The organism is Kitasatospora sp. NPDC092948 (genome assembly GCF_044754805.1).
Lineage (GTDB): Bacteria > Actinomycetota > Actinomycetes > Streptomycetales > Streptomycetaceae > Kitasatospora.
Genome location: NZ_JBIVPU010000002.1, coordinates 819,458 through 837,114 on the forward strand (window position 1 = coordinate 819,458; position 17,657 = coordinate 837,114).

General features: G+C 73.5%; 15 protein-coding genes. 4 read left to right on the top strand and 11 right to left on the bottom strand.

Going from position 1 to position 17,657, the window contains the following annotated elements:
• Window positions 1-89: 89 nt before the first annotated feature.
• The 3 genes from ACIQF6_RS08605 to purD form a co-directional block, all read right to left on the bottom strand.
• The gene (locus ACIQF6_RS08605; protein WP_400891736.1) at window positions 90-1,634 is read right to left on the bottom strand and encodes a N,N-dimethylformamidase beta subunit family domain-containing protein; all 1,545 of its coding nucleotides are present in this window, start codon (window positions 1,632-1,634) and stop codon (window positions 90-92) included.
• A gap of 151 nt (window positions 1,635-1,785) precedes the next feature.
• On the bottom strand, window positions 1,786-3,279 hold the full coding sequence (locus tag ACIQF6_RS08610; protein WP_400891739.1) for a hypothetical protein: 1,494 nt from the start codon (window positions 3,277-3,279) through the stop codon (window positions 1,786-1,788).
• A gap of 441 nt (window positions 3,280-3,720) precedes the next feature.
• The gene (gene purD / locus ACIQF6_RS08615) at window positions 3,721-4,965 is read right to left on the bottom strand and encodes a phosphoribosylamine--glycine ligase (protein ID WP_400891742.1); all 1,245 of its coding nucleotides are present in this window, start codon (window positions 4,963-4,965) and stop codon (window positions 3,721-3,723) included.
• A gap of 413 nt (window positions 4,966-5,378) precedes the next feature.
• Between purD and ACIQF6_RS08620 the strand changes: the two genes are divergently transcribed.
• Window positions 5,379-6,164 (top strand): SLATT domain-containing protein, encoded by a 786-nt coding sequence (locus tag ACIQF6_RS08620; RefSeq protein WP_400891744.1) that lies wholly within the window; start codon window positions 5,379-5,381, stop codon window positions 6,162-6,164.
• A gap of 73 nt (window positions 6,165-6,237) precedes the next feature.
• Here ACIQF6_RS08620 and ACIQF6_RS08625 read toward each other — a convergent pair whose 3' ends face one another.
• The 3 genes from ACIQF6_RS08625 to ACIQF6_RS08635 form a co-directional block, all read right to left on the bottom strand.
• Complete coding sequence (locus ACIQF6_RS08625; protein ID WP_400891746.1) at window positions 6,238-6,888, bottom strand: hypothetical protein; 651 nt, start codon at window positions 6,886-6,888, stop codon at window positions 6,238-6,240.
• A 45-nt stretch (window positions 6,889-6,933) separates the two neighbouring features.
• Entirely contained in the window at window positions 6,934-7,830 is an 897-nt protein-coding gene (locus ACIQF6_RS08630; RefSeq protein WP_400891749.1) for a GntR family transcriptional regulator, read from the bottom strand.
• A 115-nt stretch (window positions 7,831-7,945) separates the two neighbouring features.
• Window positions 7,946-8,743 carry a carbon-nitrogen family hydrolase gene (locus ACIQF6_RS08635; protein ID WP_400891751.1) on the bottom strand — a complete coding sequence of 266 codons (798 nt, stop codon included), beginning with the start codon at window positions 8,741-8,743 and terminating at the stop codon, window positions 7,946-7,948.
• A 159-nt stretch (window positions 8,744-8,902) separates the two neighbouring features.
• Between ACIQF6_RS08635 and ACIQF6_RS08640 the strand changes: the two genes are divergently transcribed.
• Complete coding sequence (locus ACIQF6_RS08640; RefSeq protein WP_400891753.1) at window positions 8,903-9,730, top strand: maleylpyruvate isomerase family mycothiol-dependent enzyme; 828 nt, start codon at window positions 8,903-8,905, stop codon at window positions 9,728-9,730.
• Between the two features lie 7 nt (window positions 9,731-9,737).
• Here ACIQF6_RS08640 and ACIQF6_RS08645 read toward each other — a convergent pair whose 3' ends face one another.
• Window positions 9,738-11,093 carry an MFS transporter gene (locus ACIQF6_RS08645; protein ID WP_400891755.1) on the bottom strand — a complete coding sequence of 452 codons (1,356 nt, stop codon included), beginning with the start codon at window positions 11,091-11,093 and terminating at the stop codon, window positions 9,738-9,740.
• A 78-nt stretch (window positions 11,094-11,171) separates the two neighbouring features.
• A complete protein-coding gene (locus ACIQF6_RS08650) occupies window positions 11,172-12,371 on the bottom strand; it encodes a M64 family metallopeptidase (RefSeq protein WP_400891757.1) in 1,200 nt (399 codons plus the stop codon).
• A 316-nt stretch (window positions 12,372-12,687) separates the two neighbouring features.
• Between ACIQF6_RS08650 and ACIQF6_RS08655 the strand changes: the two genes are divergently transcribed.
• The gene (locus ACIQF6_RS08655; RefSeq protein WP_400891759.1) at window positions 12,688-12,951 is read left to right on the top strand and encodes a helix-turn-helix domain-containing protein; all 264 of its coding nucleotides are present in this window, start codon (window positions 12,688-12,690) and stop codon (window positions 12,949-12,951) included.
• A gap of 96 nt (window positions 12,952-13,047) precedes the next feature.
• On the opposite strand, the gene ACIQF6_RS08660 is transcribed toward ACIQF6_RS08655, so the two are convergent.
• The 3 genes from ACIQF6_RS08660 to pdhA are packed head-to-tail and all read right to left on the bottom strand — an operon-like array spanning window position 13,048 to window position 16,669.
• Window positions 13,048-14,535 carry a dihydrolipoamide acetyltransferase family protein gene (locus ACIQF6_RS08660; protein WP_400891761.1) on the bottom strand — a complete coding sequence of 496 codons (1,488 nt, stop codon included), beginning with the start codon at window positions 14,533-14,535 and terminating at the stop codon, window positions 13,048-13,050.
• Window positions 14,536-14,549: 14 nt separating this feature from the next.
• Window positions 14,550-15,524: an alpha-ketoacid dehydrogenase subunit beta gene (locus ACIQF6_RS08665; protein WP_400891763.1), complete on the bottom strand. Its 975-nt coding sequence runs from the start codon at window positions 15,522-15,524 to the stop codon at window positions 14,550-14,552.
• Window positions 15,524-16,669 (bottom strand): pyruvate dehydrogenase (acetyl-transferring) E1 component subunit alpha, encoded by a 1,146-nt coding sequence (gene pdhA, locus ACIQF6_RS08670; protein WP_400891765.1) that lies wholly within the window; start codon window positions 16,667-16,669, stop codon window positions 15,524-15,526. Before pdhA ends, ACIQF6_RS08665 begins: the two co-directional genes overlap by 1 nt.
• 311 nt (window positions 16,670-16,980) lie before the next feature.
• On the opposite strand from pdhA, the gene ACIQF6_RS08675 reads away from it, so the two are divergent.
• Window positions 16,981-17,640, top strand: a complete 660-nt coding sequence (locus ACIQF6_RS08675) for a response regulator (protein WP_400892197.1) — start codon at window positions 16,981-16,983, stop codon at window positions 17,638-17,640.
• Window positions 17,641-17,657 lie beyond the last annotated feature (17 nt).

The following is a 17,657-nucleotide window of genomic DNA, read 5'->3' on the forward strand; positions in this document are numbered from 1 at the left end:
GGGCGCCGGATCAGGGGCCGGTGCGCCCCCGCCTCGCCCGCAGAGTCAGCACAGCACGAGCACCGGGCCGGGTGAGCACAAGCACCAGGTCAGGGCCCGGTGCGCCCCTCCTTGCACAGCTGGTCGAGCAGGTTGGCGGTGGCCCGCTGGATCCGCTCGTCGGTGTGCCCGGGCCGGTCCAGCGCCGGCGACCAGGCGAACGTGCCGGACGCGAACACGTACGCCCCGCTGGGCGCCCGGTACAGCGAGGTCTCCTGGTGGGTGAGCCGCCCGGCCGCGTCCCGGTACGGGGAGTGCGCCAGCAGGGTGCGCTCGGTGCAGACGGGCAGTGCGACCTTCGGGTAGTACCGGTCGGCCTCTCCGGCGACCAGGCCGGGCAGCTCCTCGCCCTCGGCGAGGCCGGTGCCTTGCCACAGCCAGTGCGCGGTGTTCCGGGCCACCAGCGGCACCGGCGCGGGCACGCTGCCCGCGTACTGGATGCCCAGCAGGTGCTGCTCGGGCTCCCCCGCGTCCCGCCACAGCGCGCTGGCCGCGCCCGCCGACCCGGCGGCGGGGTGGTCGGCGGCGACCTTCTGCCGTTTGCGGCAGTTCAGCAGCCGGGACGGCTCGCCGTTCGCGCCGGCCGTCAGCTCGACCCGCCAGTACAGCGAGTTGGCGGACAGGAACACCAGCGAGGTGCCGCCGTCCCGGGCCCGCTCGACGGCCCGCCGCATCGGCTCCGACCAGTACTCGTCGTGGCCGGGGAACACCAGTGCCTTGTACCGGTCGGCGTCGACCAGCCCGGCGTGCAGGTCGGTCGCGGTGGCGTAGCCCAGGTCGTAGCCGTACCGCTCGGCCCACCGGATGAAGTCGTACGCGTGGCCGACGTGCAGCGGCAGCCCGGCCCCGGCGTGCGGCCGGTCGAAGGAGACGGTGACCGCCGCCTGCTCCTCGTGGACCAGCCGCCCGGACGTGTCCCACGCGTGGTACAGGCTGGCCCCGAGGTGCCCGTCCTCCGGGAACAGGTTGTACGCCTGCCAGGTCACGTCCGGCAGCACCAGCAGCAGGTCCGCCGGGTCGAAGTCCCGGACGGTGAACGGGATGTGGCTGCGGTGCCCGCCGTCGGCGGTGGTCAGCACCGCCACGTACGCGCCGGGCCGCCAGTCGTTGGGGACCTGCAGCCGCCAGGACTGCCACCAGTGGTGGCAGGAGACGGTGCGGTCGGCGACCATCGGGGCGTGCTGGGCAAGCCCGGCGATCAGCGGGCTGGAGGCGACCTGCCGGGCGCCGTCGCCGCCGTCGTGGCCGATCCGGTAGACGTCGACCTGGAACTCCTGCGGCGGGTTGACCGTCACCCGGAAGTCCACCGAGCCGCCGGGGCGCGCCACGCCCGCCGAGGCGAAGCCCTTGATCTGCTGCCGCACGTCGTCGGAGTTGCGCGGGCCGCTCACGGCGGGCCGCGGCGGCCGGGCCGCGCCTTCCAGCGGCCGCTGCCCCGGGGCGTCCACGCTCACGTACCAGGGCACCGCGCCCTCGCCGTCCGCCAGGTAGTGGTCGGGGCTGCGCAGCCACGGCAACGGGCCCTGGCCGAACGGATCGGACACCCCGTGCGCCAGCGTGCCGGACTCCCACCGGCGGTTGGATTCCGTTCCCACACGCCCTCCCCACACGTGCGCATCCGCCGAGGGTGGCAATTGCCATGCGGATGTGCGTGCCAGCCAGCACACCACAGTTTGCTGGCGCAGTGTCACCCCACCGTAGCAATTTGTGTCGATGAAACCGGGTTTTCCGGGATCTTTCGGAAATTCAGCCGGAAAGCCGTACCGGGCGTTCGAGCCGCACCCCCGCGCGTTCCAACCAGGCCCGCAGCGGACCGTCCTGGCCGGCCTCCGCGGCTGCCGCCACCGCCGGGGCCAGCGCGGCCCTGGGCGCCGCGTGCGACAGCAGGACCGGGCCGTCCAGCCAGTCCAGGCCGGGGCTCGCGGTGCCGGCGTCCACCGCCGCGCAGCAGACGGTGGCGGTGAGGTGCTCGACCAGCAGGTCGCGTCCGCTGCGCACGGGAGGCAAGGGGGGCGCGACCTCGGCGGCGCGCGCCACCCCTCCCGCCAGTGCGGCCGCCAGGTTCTCGGCCTCCCCGGCGGCCAGCCGGGCGAGCAGCTTGTCCAGCGCGGGGCCGGTGTGCGGATGGTCGTCGCCGAGGGCGGTCTGCAGCGCGGCGGCGCTCTCCCGCCAGCCGTGGTCGACGACCTGCTCCGGGTAGTCGTCCCAGTCCAGCGGCTGCCAGCCGCCGGGCGGTTCCTCGTGGAGCAGTTCGGCGGCCAGCAGCGACACCCGGGCGTCCACCGTGCCGGGCTCCTCCAGCAGGTCGCAGGCGGGGCGGTCGCCGAGCCGGTTCTCGTAGCCGTCGGCGGCGAGCCGGTCGCGGCGGGACAGCTCGGTGAGGGCGGCGACCACGCCCGCGTTCAGGTGCGAGGGGTGCAGGCCGAGCCGCCAGGCGGGCAGCGCGACCCGGGTGAGCAGCCGGTCCCAGCCCGCGTAGGCCAGGCCGACCTGTTCCTGGGCGGCGATCCGCAGCCCGTAGTCGACGGCCTTGGCCTGCTCGGACGCCCACGCGGCGACGGCGTGCTCCAGCTCGGCGGAGTGCTCGCGGCAGGCGCCGAGCAGCCGCCGGTCGATCCGGCCGACCAGCGCGGCCGGACCGCGGTGCCGGTCGCCGAGCGCGGCGTCCAGGGTGCGCAGCCAGCGGCGGGCGGCGGCGATGTCCGGGTCGGCGGCGGCCGCGGTGCCGGCCACCACGGGGGCCAGCAGGGCGCGCAGCTCACCGGCCCGCATCCACCACAGGAACGGGGAGCCGATCACCAGCACCGGCGCGCCGGGCTCGGCCCGCCGGCCGGGGCGGTGCGGCTCCTCCAGCCAGCTGTCGCAGTCGGGGGTGAGCGCGATCGCGGCGGGCGCCGGAACGTCCAGCCGGTCGGCGAGCTCCTCGATCAGGCGGTACAGCTCGGGTGCCTCCGCCCTGGTCAGCGGCACCGCGGGGGTGACCGGGGGGACGGCCCGGCGGTGCGAGCGGGCCACCATGGCGGCCAGCAGCAGCGTCGCCGCGGCGACCGCGCCGACCGCCCAGCGGATGCCGTCCCAGAGCGGGGCGTCCGGTGACCCGGCGGCGCCTATCCGTCCGGTGAACCGCCCGACCAGCAGCACCACCGCGCAGGCGGCGGGCAGCGCGGCGGCGGCCACGGCCCGTCCGCGAACTCGCAGGACGGCCCGGGCACGTGCGCGTGCGGTGTCCACTGCAGCCATCGCCGCGGCACCCCCTTCGCAGCCGACTCGACTCGATCAATTCCGGTACGGGAAGCGGCGGGTGCCGAACCCGGTGGTGCGACTCGCGTGGCGCTTTCCTGCCAGTCTCGACGCCCCGGTACGGGCGGGTGTTCCGGAACTCCGGGGAGACCACCCGTCCTGGTGACACCACGGCGGGGCGCGCCACCGCTCCCAGCATCCCCCGGGCGCGTCGTGGCGACGAGCTGCGCCCGCGCCGGCGCCCCCGCCCCTGCGCGATGCAGCGCACCCTACGGCGCGGGCTCGCACCCCGTCAGCAGGATGACCAACAGATCACCCGAAGGACTGCTTTTTAGGCCTGCGGCCCGCTCCGCCGCGGCTCGGGAAACACCGCGGGGCGCTGCGTCCGGACGGGTCGGTCCGGGCGCAGCGCCCCGCGGGCACTCCTCTTTACTGCGCGTCCTACTGCGCGGCCACGGCCGCGATGTCGGTGCGGTGCTGGGCGCCCTTGAAGGAGATCTTCGCCAGGCCCGCGTACGCCTTGGCCCGGGCCTCGGCGAGGTCGGCGCCGGTGGCGGTGACGGACAGCACCCGGCCGCCCGCGGTGAGCACCTCGCCGGCGGCGCCCGTCCGGGTGCCGGCGTGCAGCACGAACGCGGTGCCGTCGGCCTCCGCCTCGTCCAGGCCCTCGATCGGGTCGCCGGTGCGCGGGTTCGCCGGGTAGCCCTCGGAGGCCATCACCACGGTGACCGCGGCGCCCTCGTCCCAGCGCAGCGGCTCCAGCTCGGCCAGCGTGCCGTCGGCGGCGGCGAGCAGCACGCCGGCCAGCGGGGTGCGCAGCCGGGCCAGCACCACCTGGGTCTCCGGGTCGCCGAAGCGGGCGTTGAACTCCACCACCCGGGTGCCGCGCGAGGTCAGCGCCAGGCCCGCGTACAGCAGGCCGGAGAACGGGGTGCCGCGGCGGCGCAGCTCGTCGACGGTCGGCTGCAGAACCGTCCGCAGCACCTCCTCGACCAGGCCTTCGGGGGCCCACGGCAGCGGGGTGTAGGCGCCCATGCCACCGGTGTTGGGGCCCTGGTCGCCGTCCAGCGCGCGCTTGAAGTCCTGGGCGGGGACCAGCGGCAGCACCGTGGTGCCGTCGGTGATCGCGAACAGCGACACCTCCGGGCCGTCCAGGTACTCCTCGATCACCACGCGGTCGCAGCCCTTGGCGTGCTCCAGCGCGGCGGCGCGGTCCTCGGTGACCACGACGCCCTTGCCGGCCGCCAGGCCGTCGTCCTTCACCACGTACGGGGCGCCGAACGCGTCCAGCGCCTCGGCGGCCTCCTGCTCGGTGGTGCAGACGTAGGACCGCGCGGTCGGGACGCCGGCCCCGGCCATCACGTCCTTCGCGAAGGCCTTGGAGCCCTCCAGCTGCGCGGCCTCGGCGCTCGGGCCGAACACCGGGATGCCGGCCGCCCGCAGCGGGTCGGCGACACCGGCCACCAGCGGGGCCTCCGGGCCGACCACCACCAGGTCGGCGCCCAGTTCCTGGGCCAGCGCGGTGACCGCGGCGCCGTCCAGCTGGTCGACCGGGTGCAGGGTGGCCACCCGCGCGATCCCGGCGTTGCCCGGGGCGCAGTGCAGCTCGGTGACAGCGGGATCTTGGGACAGGGAGCGGCACAGGGCGTGTTCGCGGGCGCCGCCGCCGATGACGAGGACCTTCACGACCGGAAGCCTAGTCGGTGGCCCGTTCCGCACCGTCGGCGGCTCCGTACGAAGCTCCAACAACCGGGCGAATCCGGCACGCTCCACCGGTAGGAACACACAGGTGATGGTCGAACGGCTGCGCAGTCACACCGACGGCCCCGGTTCACCTCGCTCGGACGGGTGAAATCCGGCCGGGCAGTACAACCCTCCGACCTTGGCATCCGGAGGTGAAATCACATAACGATCACTGCGGAAGCGCCCACACGATCAGCCATTTGGCGGTAAGAAGTGCTGTTGGACAAGGACCCGGCCGCATGCCGGGCACGGCACCATGGGCGGCTCCGCCATGCCCGAACCGAACAATGTCCGCACCGATCAGTCCCGGTACCCGCCGGGCCTCCGCAGTCACCCCGCCACAGGGAGCGCCACAGGTGAGCCAGCCGGAAATGCAGCCCGAGGAGAGTCCTTGGGGCAAAGAGGTCGCCGATGACGACCACCCCGTCCCGGGTTCCGGCGGACGGATCCCCACCCGCCGCCGCACCGATCTGAGCGCCCGCCAATTCCCGCTCGGCGACTGGGGCGAGCCCGCCGAACGCCTCGAGGAGCTCTACCGCTGGTCGGAGGAGCGCGCCGTCGAGGCCATCGAGTGGTACCGCCGCGACCGGGTCTGGAAGCGCCGCTGGGCCCGCCTGCTCCGCTTCACCTCCGGCGTCTTCGCCGTCGGCGGCGTCACCGCCCCGATCGTCTCCCTCACCGGCGTCCTCCCGCACGCCCTGGAGTGGGGCTACGCCGGCCTGGCGCTCGCCGCCGCCTCGCTGATCGCCGACCGCGCCTTCGGGCTCACCTCCGGCTGGATGCGCGACGTCTCCACCTCGCAGGCGCTCCAACGCCGCCTGGAGGCCTTCCAGTTCGACTGGGCCTCGGAGTGCGTCCGCGAGGTCCTCGGCCCCACCGAGGGCACCGCGGGCGAGGCCGCCGAACGCTGCCTCGGCGTGCTGCGACGCTTCTGCGAGGACATCTCCGACATGGTCCGCACCGAGACCTCGGAGTGGATGCTCGAATTCCGCGCCGGCATGAGCCAGCTCCCCACCCAGGCCCCGGGCAGCTGGGGCGGCCGCAACGAGGTCGGGGCCGGCGCCCAGGTCCGCGTCCTGCCTCCGCCGGGCACCCGGCCGACCATGCCGCGCCAGCGTCCCCCGGAGGGACCCCTGCGCTAGTCGGTCAACCGGCAGGGACTGCACGGGCAGGCGGCGGACCAGGGGCGCGCGGGGATGCCTCCCGGTCGTCCTCCTACGCGAAGACGACCATCGAGGCCTGTGCCACACTCCGCGTCGCCGCCGACCACAGGCCGGCCCACGCGTGGCGCTCCCTCGCGAAGGGGTGCTGGAAGTCGTCGATCGGGGGGCCGAAGGACTGTTCCAGCTGGGTGGGGCCCAGCGGGCGGGTGGGGGCCGGAGGGTTGAGCGGGTCGATGCCCAACAGCGGGGCGACCGCCTGGAGTTCCCGGACCAGACCGTGCGAGGAGCCCAACGGCCCGCCCGCGGCGAGGAGTTCGTCCGCGACCAGCGGGACCGGGAAGTCGACCGGGACGTACGCCCCGGCGTGGTCGAAGTGCCAGACCAGGTGCGACTGTTCGGCGGTGGCCTCGAACATCTCCAGGAGTTGTTCGTAGTCGCTGCCGAGCGCGTCCACCGGTGTCACCTCGAAGCCGGTGAGCCCCAACAGGTAGGCGCGACGCAGGAAGTGGAGCGAGTCGTAGTCGAACGCGGCTATCGTCTCGACGTCTCCGGAGAGGCCGTGGACGTAGGGGTGGACCGGGACGGGCGGCAGCCCGTGCTGGGCGAGCACCCCGTTGTAGCGGTCGAGGTCGTCCCGGAACGGGTTCTCGGGGCTCTGGGCGAGCACGTCCACGAGCGGGACGAGCCAGAGGTCGCAGGCCATGGGCCGGCTCATCCTCTCGGTCGGGCGGGGCAATGGGCCCCAACCCTACCGGCCCGCGGCGGGCTCCCCGCGCCCCGGCCGGAACGACCGGGTGTACCGGCCGGACGGCACGAACCTGGGCAGCGGGACCTGCCCCAACCCGACCGTGCCGTGCGGTGGTTGGGGCGGGCCCGGGTCCGCGACCGGCGGGGCCGGCGGCACCTCGGGAGCGGCCGGTTCGCGCAGCAGCCGCAGCACGGAGACCCCGTCGAGCGATCGGCCGAGCAGCCCGGCGAGCAGTTCGACGGTGAACAGGTTGTGGTGGTTGACCATCCGTCGGGCGCCGTCGTGGTCGCGGGCCTCGATCCGGTCGACGAGTTCGCCGTGCCGGTCCCAGCAGACGCCGGCCAGGTCGCCGACGGCCCGCAGGTGCGGGGCGGCGAACATCCAGGACTGGACCCGCAGCCAGCCGAGGTAGTCGGCGATCCGCTCGTTGCACAGGACGGCCGCGGCCTCCTGCCAGAACCGCAGGTCGCAGCCGACCATCACGTCGAGGTGGCCGGCCCTGGCGGCGCGGGTGGCGGCGGCGGCGCGGCGGCGCAGCGACGCCGTCCGGGTCCAGTCGTAGGGGTGCTCGCGGTTGCCGAGGTGGCGCAGCGCGTTGTCGGTGAGCAGGGCCCGGGCTTCGAAGATCTCCAGGAAGTCTTCCCAGGTGAATTCGGGGACGGTGAAGCCGCGGTGGGGTTCGCTGACCAGCAGGCCCTGGGCGGTGAGGTCGACCAGGGCTTCCCGGGCGGGGGTGGCGGAGACGCCGTAGACGTCGGCGATCTCCTTGACGGTGAAGTTGCGGCCGGCGGGCAGCCGGCCGGACATCATCTCGTCGCGCAGGGCGTCGGAGATCTGCTCGCGGAGACTGTTGCGCCGGATCAGGGCACGGCCGCTCCCCGGTCCCTCGTCGGTCATGGCCACCCCCTCTCCGGATCGGACCGACCGCGGCCCGACCCAGCTCCCAAAAACGCGCACAGATTACCCCGGAATGGTCAATCCGGACCAAGGTACGGCGATGTGCGTCGAAATGTCAGCGTTGCACGGGTGCCGGAATGCCGAGCAGCCGGTCCCGGTGGACCGGGAATTCGGCCCGGCAGGCAGCGACGGCGGCGGGGTCGAATTCGACGGTGAGCACCTGCTCGTCCGGGCCGGCCTCGGCGAGCACCCGGCCCCACGGGTCGACGACCAGGCTGCGGCCGGCCTGTTCGACGCCGCCGTGGGTGCCGGCGGTGTTGCAGGCCAGCACGTAGGCCTGCTCCTCGACGGCGCGGGCGCGGGCCAGCAGGTTCCAGTGCTCGGCGCGCCGGGCGGGCCAGGCGGCGGGGATCACCAGCAGTTCGGCGTCGGCGTCCAGCAGGGCCCGGAACAGTTCGGGGAAGCGCAGGTCGTAGCAGGTGGCCAGGCCCAGGGTGGCGAAGCCGGCGTCCGCGGTGACGATCTCCTGGCCGGCGCCCATCACGACGGCCTCACCGGTGTCGAAGCCGAAGCGGTGGATCTTGCGATAGGTGCGGACCAGTTCGCCGTCGGGGGCGAACAGCAGCGAGGTGTTGTAGATCGGCCCGTCGGGGTCGCGTTCGACGATCGAGCCGGCGTGCAGCCAGCAGCCGACCGCCCGGGCGGCGGCGGACATCGTCTCGGCGGTGGGCCCGTCGAGCGGTTCGGCGCCGTCGGACCAGGCGTCGTAGGCGAAGCCGCCGACCGGCCACAACTCGGGCAGCACCACCAGGTCGGCGCCGTCCTGGGCACGGACCAGCGCCGCGGCCCTGGCCCGCCGCTCGGCGGCCGGCTCGGCGTCCGAGACCGCGAGTTGGATCAATGAAGCGCGCACAGTACCACCGTCCACGACAAGAGTCCTACGATCGTCACCCGAAAGCGCTGCCCTGCTCTCACCCGGCAGCGTAACGTGCCGTATGCGCGTCCGTGCGAAGGTCTCGGCAGCCCGGGCGACGTGGGACGACGCAAGCCGACGGAGGGGCCGGAGATACCCGTGACGGACAACCAGACCGTGCAGGCGTACACCGATGCGTGGACGCAGTCGATCGAGTCCATATCCGAGCTGCTCGCCCCATTGCCGACCGACGCGTGGAACCGGGCCACCGAGTGCCCCGGCTGGTCGGTGCGCGACGTGGTGTCGCACATCATCGGCGTCGAGTCGGAGATGCTCGGCGACCCCCGGCCGATCCACGCGTTGCCCCGCGACCTGCCGCACGTCCGCAACGACTTCACCCGCTACATGGAGCTGCCGGTCGACAAGCGCCGCTGCTGGACCTCCGTGGAGATCACCAGCGAGCTGGAGTACACGGTGATCCGCCGCTCGCGGGCGCTGCGCAACTCCCGCCACGGCGCGGACGACCCGGTGCGCTGGCCGGCCGGGCCGCTGGCCCGGGAGCTCCCGTACGCGACGGTGCTGCGGCTGCGCGCCTTCGACGTGTGGGTGCACGAGCAGGACCTGCGCCGGGCGCTGCGGGAGCCCGGCAACCTGGACTCCCCGGCCGCCCTGGTGACGCGTGACCTGCTGATCGAGACGCTGCCGAAGCAGGTGGCCAAGGAGGCGGGCGCGCCGATCGGCAGCACGGTGGTGTTCGACGTGGCGGGCGCGATGCCGTTCCAGCGCACCGTGCGGGTCGGCGCGCACGGCCGGGGCACCCTGGACGAGTCGGCGGCGGCGGACCCGGACGTGCGACTGGCGATGGACTGGCAGACCTTCGTTCGGCTGTGCTGCGGCCGGGTCCGCCCGGAGACGGCGCTGGTGAACGTGATCGGGGACCAGGAGCTGGGCCTGCGGGTGCTCGCCCACCTGACGAGCACCCCCTGACCCGCCGTCAGCCCTCGGCGGCGGCCACCTTGCGCCGCAGCCGCAGGATCATCGCCGTTCCGAGCAGCAGCGGCAGCAACTGGAAGCAGAACGCCACCTGGTAGGCGTGCGCGCTGTAGCTGTCGCTGCCCGGGTCGGCCAGCGCGTCCAGCAGGACGCCGATGCCCAGCAGGGTGATCATCGAGCCGATGAAGCCGCCCATGTTGGCGATGCCGGACGCGGTGCCCATCCGCTCGGCCGGGTTGTGGGCGCGGGCGTAGTCGAGGCCGATCAGCGAGGCCGGGCCGTTGCTGCCCATCACCACGATCAGCACCACCAGCAGCCACAGCGGCGGCCGGCCGTGCGGCCAGGCGAGGGTGACGGCCCAGCAGAGCGCGGTGGCGCCCAGCACGGTGAAGGCGACCGGCAGCCGCAGCGCGGCCGAGCGGGAGATCAGCCGGCCGAACAGCAGGCCGAACGCCATGCTGCTGAGCACCAGCAGGCTGAGCATGCCTCCCGCGCCGGCCCGGGACATGCCCTGGCCCTCGACCAGGTAGGGCAGCCCCCACAGCAGGCCGAACGCGGACGCCGGGAACGCCGTGGTGAAGTGCACCCACAGGCCGAGCCGGGTGCCGGGCTCGGCCCAGGCGGCCCGGACCAGCCGGCCGACCGGCAGTCGGCCGCCGCCCTGCTGCGGCGCCGGGGCGGGCGTGCCGGGCGGGGCCTCCCGCAGCAGCGCCAGCACGGCGAGCAGCACCGGCACGCCGGTGAGCGCGATGATGCCGAAGGTGCTGCTCCAGCCGGCCGTGTGCAGCGCCTGCGCGAGCACCACAGTGGTGATCAGGTTGCCGCCCATGCCGGCCAGTCCGGTGAGCTGGGCGACGAACGGGTTGCGGGCGGCCGGGAACCAGCGGGCGGCGATCCGCAGCACGCTGATGAAGGTCATCGCGTCGCCGCAGCCGAGCACCGCCCGGGAGGCCAGCGCGGGCGCGAACGCGGTGGAGAACGCGAACGCCAGCTGGCCGACGCTCATCAGGGCCGCGCCCAGCACCAGCACCCGGCGCGGGCCGATCCGGTCGACCAGCAGGCCGACCGGGATCTGCATCCCGGCGTACACCAGGACCTGCAGGATGGAGAAGGTGGACAGGGCGGAGGCGCCGATGCCGAACCGGGCGGCGGCATCCAGCCCGGCCACGCCGAGGCTGGTGCGGTGCACCACGGCGAGGACGTAGACGCTGACGCCGACCGACCAGGCGAGCCAGGCGGCGCGCCCGCCCGGCGGGTGCAGGACGGCGGCGGGGAATCCGGCGGCAGGGGGATCGCCGGCGCGGCGGGGAGCGGGTACGGACAGGGACGGTGCGGTCGGGGCGGGGTCCACGCTCATAGTGCAATCAGGCTAGTCATCCCATCACCTGATGTTTTCGCCAGGGTACGAAACGACTCAAAACCGCCGCAGCGCCGCTCAGCCGGAGACCGTCCAACTCACCGTGCTGGTCATGTACTGGTTGCGGAAGGCCTCGTCGCGCACCCAGTCGGTGGTGTCCTGGACGGTCGCGGTGACGGTGTGCCGGTGGCCCGGCGACAGCCCGAGCGCGGCGGTGTCCAGCCAGGTGCCGTCCGCGGTGCCGGCGTCCACCGGCTTCCCGTCCACCGACCAGGTGATCCGCAGCTGGCGCGGGCCGGTCAGGGCCAGCGGCCGCACGTGCAGCTTGGGCAGGCCCGTCACCTGCCCGGGAGCGGGTTCGGGGGCGTCGGCGGGCTTCACCCGGCGGTACAGCTGCTCCAGGATCGCCTCCCGGGACGGCAGGTTGTACGTCCCGCCGAGGGTGCGCATCACCGAGTCCTCGGTCGGCCGGTACAGCCCGTTGGCGCTGCGGTAGGCGCCCACCGGGCCGCCGCCGTCCGGCGAGACCGCGCCCAGCCAGCGCCACCACTTGGCCTTGTCGTGCGCCATCTCGTCGGCGTCCACCAGGGACAGGTTCGGGTAGTCCGGGTCGCTCGGGGCGCTGTCGTACTCGTCGCCCAGCGCGCCGACCGTGTGGCCTATCTCGTGCTGGATGATCCGCCCGGCGTCCGGGCTGCCGCCGGCCAGCGTGGTCACCCCGGTGCCGCCGGCCCCGCCGTACTCGGTCGAGTTGGCCAGCGCGATCAGGTACTGCGGGCCCTCGCCCTGCCCGGCCCAGCGGGCGGTGGCGTCCTCGTCCGCGCACAGCAGGCGGGCGGTGCCCTCGCACCAGAAGTGCATGCCCAGCGGGGTGACGGGGGACTTCCCGGCGCTCTCGCTCTCGGCTATCCCGGCCACCGGGGAGACCACGTCGATCCGTCGTATGTTGAAGAACCCCTGGTAGGTGCGGAACGGCTCGATGTCGAGCAGCGCGCGCCAGGCCCGGTCCGCCTGGTCGTGGAACAGCTGCTGCTGGGCCGCCGTGTAGCCGTCGCCCAGCAGCACCAGGGTGATCCGGTTGGCCGGGTCGCCGGACAGCCGCAGATCGACGGCCGGCGCGCCGGGGGCCCGCAGGTCGGGACGGGCGACGGGCGGCGCGGCCCGGTCCGGCCCCGGCAGCGGCGGGCCTATCGCGGTGGACGGCGAGGGCGAGGCCAGCTCCACCACGACGGGCAGCACGGCGGCGCCGGCCAGCAGCACGGCAGCCGCGGAACGCATCACAGGACCGGGGGCACCAGGCGGCATACGCGGGAATCCTCGCTGCGACGGCACCCGGCCTGACTGCGCGGGTGGCTGGTCGCACAGACGTACCCATCGCCGCCCCGGGCCCGGCGCCACCGACGCGAAATGCCCTCGGGTGGCGCAATGCACGCCCCGCCCCGGAACGCCTCGAACATCACCGAAAAATCACCGGAGGAGAACGATCGGAGCAGCCAAATCCGTATGCCCCCAGCACAGTTGGAAACGGCGAACGATCTGCCGTTCGGCGGGATACCCTGCCGAACGGGAACACCCGGGGGGAAAGGCGGCGGATATGGAGAACGGGTCGGACACGGACCCGCGCAGGGCTTTCGGACAGGCTCTGCGGACACTTCGGCAGGGGGCCCGGCTCACCCAGCAGGAGCTGGCCGTCAAGGCGGGTCTGGGCATCCGCACCCTGTCCGACCTGGAACGCGGCACAGCCGGCCCGCGCCCGGCCACCGCCGCGCTGCTGGCCGGCGCGCTCGGCCTGGACCGCTCCGACAGCGAGGCCTTCCACACCCTGGCACACGCCGCCTGGCGCACCGCCCGGGCCTGACGGGCGGTGCGGCCCGGGCCCGCTCGGCCCGCGGAGCGGCGGAACGCACCGGGCCCCGCTCCGCGGACGGAGCGGGGCCCGGACGGCCGGGGCGGATCAGCCCCAGGTGATCAGGCGCTTCGGGTACTCCAGGACGGCGGCGACGTCCGCCAGCACCTTGGAGCCGAGCTCGCCGTCCACCAGCCGGTGGTCGAAGGACAGCGCCAGCGTGGTGACCTGGCGCGGCACCACCTTGCCCTTGTGCACCCAGGGCAGCTCCCGCACCGCGCCGAAGGCCAGGATGGCGGCCTCGCCGGGGTTGAGGATCGGGGTGCCGGTGTCGACGCCGAACACGCCGACGTTGGTGATGGTGACGCTGCCGCCGGCCATGTCCGCCGGGGAGGTCTTGCCCTGCCGCGCGGTCTCCACCAGCTCGCCGAGCGAGACGGCCAGCTGGGAGAGGGTCTTGGCGCCGGCGTCCTTGATGTTCGGGACGATCAGCCCGCGCGGGGTGGCCGCGGCGATGCCGAGGTTCACCGCGCCCTTGATGACGATCTCCTGGGCGGCCTCGTCCCAGCTGGCGTTGATCTCCGGGTGCCGCTTGATCGCGGTGAGCAGCGCCTTGGCGACCAGCAGCAGCGGGCTGACCCGCACCCCGGCGCCCAGTTCGCCGCTCTCCTTGAGCTTGCGCACCAGCTTCATCGTCCGGGTCACGTCGACCTGGACGAACTCGGTGACGTGCGGCGCGGTGAACGCCGAGGCCACCATCGCCTGCGCGGTGGCCTTGCGGACGCCCTTGACCGGCACCCGGACGTCCCCGGCCGCGGACGGCACCGGCAGCGCCGGCTGCTCGACCGGCGCCGCAACGGCCTGTGGGGCGACCGGCGCGGCGGCCGGTTCGACGACCGCCTCGACGGTGGCGGAGGCCGCGGCGTGCACGTCCTCGCGGGTGATCACGCCGTTCGGGCCGGTGGGCCGCACGGTGCGCAGGTCGATGCCGAGGTCCTTGGCGAGCTTGCGCACCGGCGGCTTGGCCAGCGGGCGCTCGCCCTCCGCGACGACGGCCGCCGGGGCGACCGGGGCGACCGGGGCGACCGGCGCGGCGGGAGCCACCGGCACGGCGGGAGCCACCGGCACGGCGGGAGCCACCGGCACGGCGGGCGCGACGGGGGCGGCCGGCGCGGCAGCGGTCGCGCCGTTGGTGCGGCGGGCCCGGCGCTGCACCGAACCGGTGCGCGGGCCGTAGCCGACCAGCACCTCGCGGCGCTCGGGCTCGGGCTCGGGCTCGGCCTCCGCCGCGGCGGGCGCGGCGGCAGCGGGCGCGGGCGCCGCTTCGGCCGGGGCGGCGCCGGCGACGGCCACCGCGATGATCGCGGTGCCGACGTCCACGGTGGCGCCCGCCGGGAAGTGCAGCGCCTCGACCACCCCGGTGAACGGGATCGGCAGCTCGACCGCGGCCTTGGCGGTCTCCACCTCGCAGACGACCTGCCCGTCGGTGACGGTGTCGCCCGGCTTGACGTACCAGGTGAGGATCTCGGCCTCGGTGAGTCCCTCGCCCACGTCGGGCATCTTGAACTCGCGGAGCGAGGAGGTGTCAGTGGTCATCTTCGCTCCCCGGTTCAGTACGCGAGCGCGCGGTCGACGGCGTCGAGCACACGGTCCAGGTCGGGCAGGTAGGTCTCCTCGACCCGCGACGGCGGGTACGGGGCGTGGTAGCCGCCGACCCGCAGGATCGGGGCCTCCAGGTGGTAGAAGCAGCGCTCGGTGAGCCGGGCGGCGAGCTCCGCGCCCAGGCCGAGGAAGACCGGGGCCTCGTGCACCACGATGCCGCGGCCGGTGCGCCTGAGGGACTCCTCCAGGGTGGGGAAGTCGATCGGCGACAGCGAGCGCAGGTCGACCACCTCGAGGTGGCGGCCGTCCTCCTCGGCGGCCTTCGCGGCCTCCTGGCAGACCTTCACCATCGGCCCGTAGGCGATCAGCGTGGCGTCGGTGCCGGGCCGGACGATGCGCGCCGAGTGCAGCGGCAGCATCGGGTCCTCGCCGACCTCGCCCTTGTCCCAGTAGCGGCGCTTGGGCTCGAGGAAGATCACCGGGTCGTCCGACTCGATGGCCTGGCGCAGCATCCAGTGCGCGTCGTGCGCGTTGGACGGGCTGACCACCCGCAGGCCGGCGGTGTGCGCGAAGTACGCCTCGTGCGACTCGCTGTGGTGCTCCACCGCGCCGATGCCGCCGCCGAACGGGATGCGGACGGTGACCGGCATCTTGACGTGGCCGAGCGCACGGGCGTGCATCTTGGCGAGCTGGGAGACGATCTGGTCGAAGGCCGGGTACACGAAGCCGTCGAACTGGATCTCCACCACCGGGCGGTAGCCGCGCAGCGCGAGGCCGATGGCGGTGCCCACGATGCCGGACTCGGCGAGCGGGGTGTCGATCACCCGGTCGTCGCCGAAGTCCTTCTGCAGGCCGTCGGTGATGCGGAAGACGCCGCCGAGCTTGCCGATGTCCTCGCCCATCAGGACGGTCTTCGGGTCGTTCTCCAGCGACTTGCGGAGCGCTTCGTTGAGCGCCTTGGCGATGCTGAGCTGGCCTGCCATCAGTGCTGCTCCCCCTCGAAGGAGGCGGCGTACGCCTCGTACTCGGCGCGTTCCTCGTCCACCAGCGGATGCTGCTCGGTGTAGACGTGGTCGAAGATCAGGGTCGGGTCCGGGTCGGGCATCGAACGGACGCCCTCACGGACGCGCAGGCCCAGCTTCTCGCTCTCGGCCTCGACCTCGGCGAAGAACGCCTCGTCGGCGAGGCCCTCCTTCTCCAGGTGGGCCTTCAGCCGCAGGATCGGGTCCTTGGCCTTCCAGGACTCGGTCTCCTCGGTCTGCCGGTAGCGGGTCGGGTCGTCGGAGGTGGTGTGCGCGCCCATCCGGTAGGTGAACGCCTCGACCAGCACCGGGCCCTGGCCGGTACGGGCGTGGTCCAGCGCCCAGCGGGTGACCGCGAGGCAGGCCAGCACGTCGTTGCCGTCGACCCGGACGCCGGGGAAGCCGAAGCCGGAGGCGCGGCGGTACAGCGGGATGCGGGTCTGCACGGTGGTGGGCTCGGAGATCGCCCACTGGTTGTTCTGGCAGAAGAACACCACCGGCGAGTTGTAGACCGAGGCGAAGGTGAAGGCCTCGTTGACGTCGCCCTGGCTGGAGGCGCCGTCGCCGAAGTAGGCGATCACCGCGTCGTCCGCGCCGTCCTTGGTGATGCCCATCGCGTAGCCGGTGGCGTGCAGGGTCTGCGCGCCGATCACGATGGTGTAGAGGTGGAAGTTCTTCTCGTTCGGGTCCCAGCCGCCGTTGTTCACGCCGCGGAACATGCCGAGCAGGTTCAGCGGGTCGACGTCGCGGCACCAGGCCACGCCGTGCTCACGGTAGGTGGGGAAGGCGTAGTCGCCGGGGCGCATCGCCCGGCCGGAGCCGACCTGGGCGGCCTCCTGGCCCAACAGCGAAGCCCACAGGCCGAGTTCGCCCTGCCGCTGGAGTGAGGTGGCCTCGGCGTCGAAACGCCGCACCAGTACCAGGTCACGGTAGAGCGCGCGCAGTTCCTCGGGCGTCACGGTGAGCGGGAAGTCCGGGTGCTCGACCCGGTCGCCCTCCGGCGTGAGCAACTGGACGAGCTCAGGCGCGGCGGAGCCGGCACTGCTTTTGTCAGGGACGCCGGGGGCTGCCTTCTTGCGCGCCCTCGCCGTGCTTTTGACGGTCACGTTCACTCCCTCGGTCTGTCCGGCCGCCCGGGGTCGCCGGTGGCCGGTCCGGTCGCCCTCCCGGCTCGCGCGCGTGGGTGTGCGCGCCAGTGCGGGTAGGCGGTGTTCCCTTTCCGACGGCGTCCCTCACGAGAACGTTACCCAGCGGCACCCCTTGGCGCTCTTGCGCTAGGACGTCCTAGTTGTTGTCCGGTGCGGAAACCGACGATGTGACGCGGCTTACCTTCCGGTCAGGACACCAGCGCACGGTATCCGGGCAGCGCCCGCTGCGAAAGGGGGTAACGCCCATCGATTTGTGCGACGCTTTGCAAATGACAGATAACGGACATATCCGGGTGTTTCTCCTCGATGATCACGAAGTGGTCCGACGCGGCGTGCACGACCTGCTCTCGATGGAGGGCGACATCGAGGTGGTCGGCGAGGCGGGCACGGCCGCCGAGGCGCTCAACCGGATTCCGGTGGTCCACCCCGATGTGGCGGTGCTGGACGTCCGACTTCCCGACGGGAACGGGGTCGAGGTGTGCCGGGAGATCCGCTCCCAGTACCCGTCGGTGAAATGCCTGATGCTCACCTCCTTCTCCGACGACGAGGCGCTGTTCGACTCGATCATGGCGGGCGCCTCGGGATATGTCCTGAAAGCGATCCGCGGCACCGACCTGCTCTCCGCGGTGCGCGACGTCGCGGCCGGCAAATCCCTGCTCGACCCGGTCGCCACCAGCCGGGTGCTGGCCCGGCTCCGCGACGGCGGCGAGAAGGAGGACGAGCGAATCGCGCAGTTGACGAAACAGGAGCGCCGCATCCTCGATCTGATCGGCGAGGGCATGACGAATCGGCAGATCGGCAATGAGCTGCACCTGGCCGAGAAAACCGTAAAAAACTACGTCAGCAGCCTGCTCGCGAAGATGGGGATGGAGCGCCGCACCCAGGTCGCCGCGTACGTGGCGCGCCGCCGATCCGACCAGCAGCACTGAGATCACGGCGAATACAC